Here is a 6,987-nt window from a genome sequence, read left to right as displayed (position 1 = left end):
GCCGTCCTGTTACCTGCGACGCACTCCGATCGGTCACAAATGGAGGAACTAATCGAGATCGATCCCGACGCCATTCAATTATTTGACCGAGGGTATAATGACTATAAACAGTATGATCGTCTTTCTAATCATGATGTTCGATTCATCACTCGATTAAAGAAAAATGCTAAGATTGAAGTACTGAATGAACAAGCGCCCGATCCAGAAAATCATATTTTTCAAGATCAAGAAGTCTATCTAGGTGATGATCAAAATGACACGAAGATGAAAAATTCCTTGCGTCTTATTCGAACCAAAGATAGCGAACAAAACGACATCATCCTCCTAACCAACTGCGTCGATTTATCGGCTAAAGAAGTGGGTGACTTGTATCGCTATCGTTGGAGAATAGAGACCTTTTTTAAATGGATGAAACAACATCTGAAAATCAAAACGTTCTATGGAAAGAGTCAAAATGCTGTTTATACTCAAATTTGGATCGCTTTAATTACCTATTGCTTACAGGTTTTATTGAAACTGAAATTACACCATGAGGGACCTTTACTAGATATTAAAACCACTCTCCAGGACCTCCTTTTTGATCCAATAGAAGAGTTTATTCGCTCTCTCTTTCGAAAACCTACGAGAGATTCAAAAGGTCGGAAGAAGTATGACTGGGAAAAGGATTTTCAGTTCATTGTCCAAGCAGTTCGAGGGAGGCGAGGTGGTGCATTTAGATTCCTTAACCTACGACCCGATGTTCTAAAACGTTCAAACTGACAATAATTTACAAAATGTGGATGAGGGCTACCAAACAGAGCCACTCAGCCTTTTTTCCATAATGAAGAAAATTATTTTTCTGAAAATTAAGCAAATTAAACATTTGGAAAATTTTAGTTGTTTGACAAACTTCAAAAATTTTTATGCAATGCTAATGCGAGATACCAGTAAAAGCAGGTCATAATCTTACAAAAATTAGAATTCAGGCTTTTTCGTTACCAAAAACTTATATTTTTAGTAATGAGCTAACGTATCAGACTATCCCCTTGTTGCAACAAGGTTGAATGATTTCCAAATACCGTTTTAAAAAAAGAAAACAGGTTGAAGTAAAATACAGCATCTGACCCATTTTACATGTATCTCGGCTGAACCCCAGGATAATGCAGATATATCCTTATCGTTGTTTAATCATAGATTATTAATCAATATTGTAGCTTAACGTTGTAAATTCGCATTTACGGGACTGGACCCCATATAGGCTTAGTGACAGGGTAGCTGCTATGAACCGCAAAGTAATTAACTATTTGGGAATGATTTAAGGACAAATGGTCCTTTTCTTGAATAACTATATTGTCGTTCAGATTTTCTATATCTACTTATAAAAATTGTCTACAGTCCAGTGTTGCTAGAACACCCTCACTCATTAACATAGATACATATATTGTTACTATTTTCCTAATTTTAGCACACTATAAAAAATCCCCTTTAGACAACCATGTCAAAGGGGGAAAAACGGTGCAACTTTATTATAAACGGTTAAACTTTGTTTTAAGGCCACACTTGGCTACTCTACTTTGCGGTCTACAGCAAGAACCCTGTCACTAAGCCTATAAAAATAGATTTGGAGGGGATGAAGATACCCTAAGAAGAAGAGTCGAGAATTATCTTGTTAGTAACGTTATTCTCACTCCTGTTGTTCATCAAATGAGAATAAAATTCATAGAATCTTTTGACATTCCACCTTATACAGAGGGAGAAGGGAAATTGATTGCGAAAGCCTTTTGTGATACGCTACTGAAGCTAATAGAAAAGGAAAATCCCTAAAAAAAATACCCCAGTTATCTTGTCTATAAGAGAGATAACTGGGGTATTTTCATTTGAACAATCTCAATACCTTAACGTATGTTTTCCGGAATGTTCGTTAGACGCCATGTTAACAAATAAATCTATTCAATTATTCTAGTTTTAACATGATCTCCCCGTCTCTTGTCTTAAAAACAACCGTTTTTTCATCTAACCATTGAGCATTGTTAAGTCCAAAAATCTCTGAAGGATCTGGTCTTCCTTCTTGATTCCGCACTGTAATATCGAAAGTTTCTGAAGTTAGTTTCTTCACCAACCCAGGAAAGGAAAGCTTTTGATACACTTTATAAAGGTAAGTAGTTTCCCCATGAGTAGCGACCCAATGTTCGATAATCACGGCTTCACTATTTTCTGGTGATGGAATCGTTTTGAAATCAGTGTCGATGGTGAAAGCTAGGCCAATGAACATGTAAATTATCAAACTAGGTATTGCAACAATGCCACCAAGGACAATCCAGATTATACGAACTCCGATAAATACTGCGAGCAAGAAGAGAATTAAGAAGTGGAGAAATAATAATATGTAGGTATAGTCATGTTTTAAAAAATGAATAAAATAATAATTGTTTTTACTTAGAACGAAAAAAAACATATCGAATATTACAAGCGAAAAAAGAAAAAATATCAAAGATAAAAATTTTTTACTACGTATTTTATTTTTCATATTGATGTCTTTGAAAAAAAATTCTATTAAATAAGCCATACTTCCTCCATTTATCCTTATTTGTCATACCTAAAATCATAGCATAATTTAGATAGTAACACCTCAATGTTGAACCTTTCGAATGAAATACTCCTGTTTTTTTCACCGATGATACTAGGGTGCAAAACAGCACCAAAACAACACCAATTTTGACTCCTACTTTTCCCAAAATAATTAGTACGCTTATCTTAGGAAGAAATTTTCCTGGGATAAGCGTCGTTCCCTTATCAATAACGTACTCGACCTACCTAAAGAGGGGAGTGTTTGTCTGATTAAGGATGAATAGTTTTCTTGGCAGCGCACTAGTTTGCGACGGGGGCGCGGGGATGAGAGTAAGATCATCTCACTATTATTTTATCAACGAAAAGATGTGATTGATTTGAATTCAGTTCAACCGATCCGAGACAAAAAGAAGATCAATGAAATGTTGATATATTTAAAATCTCAAAGTGATAGAAACTACATCTTATTTCTTCTCGGCATCAGTACCGGTTTACGTATTTCAGACATCTTAAAACTCAAGAAAAAAGACTTGGTCGGTACGCATCTGAGAATTAAAGAAACTAAGACCAGGAAGGCAAAGAAGCTAATGATTTTACCTGGGATAAAAAAAGATTTAAAGACATATTTAGAGAACTTTCTATGATGAAGACTATGTAATAAAAAGTCGAGAAGGTGTAAATAAAGCAATCGATCGCTCCACTGCTTATAGAATTTTACGAAAGGCAGGCCAACATGTCGGTCTGAGGGAGATTGGTACTCACACATGCAGAAAAACGAGGGGGTACCATTTTTATTTAGAAAGGAAAGATGTGGCCATACTCCAGAAATTCTTTAATCATTCGTCACAAGAGATCACTTTGGAGTATATCGGCATCAACCAGAACGCAAGTGACAAAGCAATGATGAAGTTCAATAACTACTGGATGAGGGATTGAAACTCTTTTTTTGCTTATCAACGCATCAAAAAAAGTGGTTGTTGCACTCGATTGTTAATCCTAAATGAGCGTAGTAATATCAAGGCTTCCAGCCTTTAGGGGAATGCAACAGAATATAAGATATGGTGCACTAAAGAGAATAAGAGAGGGTAAAAGAATGAGCGAGTATAAGTCTCATGAACAGATGGCTTTGTGGCTAGTATACTTTCGGCTTCAATTCCACATAATGTTAAAGTTTAGTTATTTATATTGCTATTGCTGAGTTTCATGGCTCCATGGTGAGAAGAGCCCAAAGCACTCCAGCCTTACCTTAAACCAAGCCAGAAGGTAAGCAGAGTGGCTAAGGTTGTACCAGTTATGAAAGCAACTCTCAACATCAGGGGCATCCAAGCGGTGACAAGGATTGCCCTACCTTCTGAAATGGTCTTCAAGGCATCAGCTTCGGCTTGAGTATAGTTTTTTTTCCTAATCATGGTGCCTATCCCCTTTCAGGTAATGAGGGGATTACTCGGCAATCTTTTTGACTGAATTCATTCTACCACATAAATTCTCCACATCACCTTACTTCTTTCGCATTTTTGGAAAAATTGTTTAACGACAATTCAACAATCATTCAGTTATTTTCAAACCAGATTAGAATTTCTCTACAATTATCATCTATTAGGCTATGTGACAGGGTGGCTGTTATAGACCTCAAAATATTTTGTTATAGAAATACCAAAGAAGCAATTTGCAGGTAGATCAACTGATGATGGTTGCTAAATACCACTGTTTTTGTAACAATTTTGCTAAATATACTTTGATCCACTTTTTTTAGTAATGGAAAATCTGGAATGACTTTACATGGATTCTTCAGAGGTATGATTTTGCTCGAAAACCGACACACTAAGGTGTTTCAAGTCGGCAGCGAGCCTATTATGCCTCACACTCCAAATCAAGGCTTGTGCAATCTGGGAATTGAGTGACTTACGATTTAGTGAACGAGGTGGCTCTATTTGAGTGACGGTATTCAGATACAGATTTTTATTTCTAAATATAACTTTGTAAGACAATGTGTATTACAGTTTATACATTATGAAATAAGTATTTCTATTTTGTAATCATAAGGTTGTTCAGTAAGTCTATGCAAAAAAACCGACCACCTGGGTAGGGTGATCGGTTTTTTTAATGTTTTTATTTATCTCTATTAAAGATTTTTCTGAAAAATAGAGAAATAAATAAAATCGATAAAAACAATATCAAAGTGCGAACAATTCTATCCTCAATGGTAATCATTATTAATAGGGCGACAGCTGCGGCAATCATTGCAACCATTAACGCCTCAAAAAAGTTGCCTTTTTTCATAATCTCATCCTTTAAAGGGCATAAAATTTGCGAAGGCTACCAAAATAGCTCACCTCTGCATAAACGGGTCTTGCTATATCATTAACAAAATATCCTACTAATGTTGCCCCAATTGTACTAGCAATTATTTGAGGTAGTGATGGGAAATAATAGCTTACAACTGCTGCTGCCGATGCCGCTGAAACTAGTATAATGGCTCCAACAGTTTTTTTACTCAGCCAAACTTCTACGGTTGTAAGATGAAAATCTACATAGTTTTCACCGTAATGCTCGTAAGGCGATGAACTAAGACTTTAAATAGATTTAGAAGTTTCTAGATCAACTTCAGAATATAATCTAATGGTATCTTCATCAAGTTGTACAAGTTTTCCGCTATTTCTTGATTCAAAAATTAATTCATTTACTTTTTTACTTGTTCTTTTAGTTGTTTCACATCATCTTGATTTGCATTTTTTACTAACGCTTTTTCGTTCACTATTTTAAACCTAGTATTTTGTACTACAACATAATCAGCAGCTAATTCTTCTAATCTATCCTTATTTACATTTGAATTTATAAGACTCATACTGTCTTCATGATAGTCATTTTGATTAGACTTGCTTGTTGAAGCATTAGCAAATGACGGCGACAGGGTCGATAAGACTAATGCAAATGAAAGAAACGTAATAACTATTTTGGTGATTTTTGATTTTTTTATTATTTCCAAACTTCTACAACTCCCTTAGTTTAGAAATCTAAATAAGTAGCAGACTCTTAAATAACACTAAAGATACTCACACCTCCTAAATAATTAGTAGAGTCACGACCAAACTCCCTTATTATACCATTGATTATTTTTACATCAATGGGTAATTTTGTTTTTGATTTTCTATTATTGTTACTTGTTCCTATATTTTGCTGAGTACGAATTTGTAAAACTAGGAGAGTTACGGTTTACGTATTAAATAATACAGTTTTGTTATCATGAATCGGTTCTGTGAAAAAGATTCTGTAAATGTCAACCCAAAAGTTGACCACCGGGAGGGTGACCGTGTTTTCTTTTTTTAAGAATATCCTGTTTTGTTCAGATTAACCTCAACAAAGATTGTAAAGTTTAAACGTTTCTTATTAGGGTTATTCACTCAATATGAGCAAATACACTAACTCTTCTATTTGATGTCTATTCTTATGTAGGCTATGTTAATTTAGGACTGTTAGGAAGAGCGTCTTCAATAAATAAGATTCTTATATTCTAGTATGAAAGTAACTACACAATGTTAAAAGACCTAACTACAATGCAATGTAGTAAGGCTTTTCTAATTAAGTCAGAATAAAACTCTATATTATCTCTATACAATAGTAAGAATCAGCGAATGCCCGAATGAGAGATAGTATTCTAAGATTAGTATGAATCAAAATATATTAATCTAAAAAATACCATTCTTTTATTTTCTTCATATTGTTTGATGAAGGGGTAGTTTTTCCATTTTCAAATCGACTTACAGCGCTTTTGGACAAACCGATAACTTCTGATACTGCTTGAATTGTCATTTCTCTTTTTATACGTGCTAACTTAAATAATTCTGGGGTTACTTCTCTTTCAAAAGTTGTCTCTTTTTTGGGGGATTCGATTGTTTTGTTCAACTCTCTTATTACATGCCGATACTCAATGCCTGGTTGCTTCTTTTCTTGATTTAATATACTATCAATATGGTTATTATTATACAGTCTAGGAGAAGGTGAAATAATAATCTCCGCTTCTAACCAATCATTAAACCATCTTGGATTTAATGTTTGTTGCAAGTCACTAAAAGATTCATAATAATACTCTCCAATAAAATTATCTTCTTTTAATCTTTCTACAGCTTTATCAAAAGTATTTTTAATATTTGCTCCTTTTCTACTGTTAGGTTCTAATCCAATAATATTTAATAAGCCTTTTTCACTTCCTATCTTAAATGCACTGATGTTACTATCATATTGTCCCATTCTCCATTGCCAGGACAAATATCTGGCCAAGCGTTTAACATATTTTTCCAAGAGTGTTGATTAACCAATTAAATCCATTAAAAAACTACAAAAAAGGACGCCCTTTTAGTAAAATTGTTGTTACGACACAAACAATTTAAAAAGGAGCGTCCCTATGAAACAGTCTACCACTTTCCCAAATTTGATTCAAAA

5 protein-coding genes and 2 pseudogenes are annotated in these 6,987 nt (G+C 34.3%); 3 read left to right on the top strand and 4 right to left on the bottom strand.

The genetic code is table 11. The features are described 5' to 3' along the window. A partial coding sequence (locus U8D43_RS16610) for an IS4 family transposase (protein ID WP_335872307.1) occupies positions 1-759 on the top strand: 759 nt, incomplete at its 5' end. A gap of 840 nt (positions 760-1,599) precedes the next feature. Beyond that, positions 1,600-1,803 (top strand): annotated as a pseudogene (locus U8D43_RS21185) (hypothetical protein); the annotation flags it as partial. Positions 1,804-1,933: 130 nt separating this feature from the next. On the opposite strand, the gene U8D43_RS16605 reads toward U8D43_RS21185, so the two are convergent. Next, entirely contained in the window at positions 1,934-2,545 is a 612-nt protein-coding gene (locus U8D43_RS16605) for a hypothetical protein (protein WP_335872306.1), read from the bottom strand. A 379-nt stretch (positions 2,546-2,924) separates the two neighbouring features. On the opposite strand from U8D43_RS16605, the pseudogene U8D43_RS16600 reads away from it, so the two are divergent. Beyond that, positions 2,925-3,483 (top strand): annotated as a pseudogene (locus U8D43_RS16600) (tyrosine-type recombinase/integrase). Between the two features lie 1,173 nt (positions 3,484-4,656). Here the strand turns inward: U8D43_RS16600 and U8D43_RS16595 are convergent. The 3 genes from U8D43_RS16595 to U8D43_RS16585 form a co-directional block, all read right to left on the bottom strand. Further along, positions 4,657-4,827, bottom strand: a complete 171-nt coding sequence (locus tag U8D43_RS16595; RefSeq protein WP_335872305.1) for a hypothetical protein — start codon at positions 4,825-4,827, stop codon at positions 4,657-4,659. 400 nt (positions 4,828-5,227) lie between these two features. Beyond that, a complete protein-coding gene (locus U8D43_RS16590) occupies positions 5,228-5,533 on the bottom strand; it encodes a hypothetical protein (protein ID WP_335872304.1) in 306 nt (101 codons plus the stop codon). A gap of 695 nt (positions 5,534-6,228) precedes the next feature. After that, complete coding sequence (locus U8D43_RS16585) at positions 6,229-6,795, bottom strand: helix-turn-helix domain-containing protein (RefSeq protein ID WP_335872303.1); 567 nt, start codon at positions 6,793-6,795, stop codon at positions 6,229-6,231. Positions 6,796-6,987: the final 192 nt, after the last annotated feature.

This window comes from Bacillus sp. 2205SS5-2, assembly GCF_037024155.1.
Taxonomy (GTDB): Bacteria; Bacillota; Bacilli; order Bacillales; family Bacillaceae_K; genus Bacillus_CI.
Note: the sequence above shows the minus strand (reverse complement) of the source record. Positions and strands in the feature narration are given on the sequence as shown.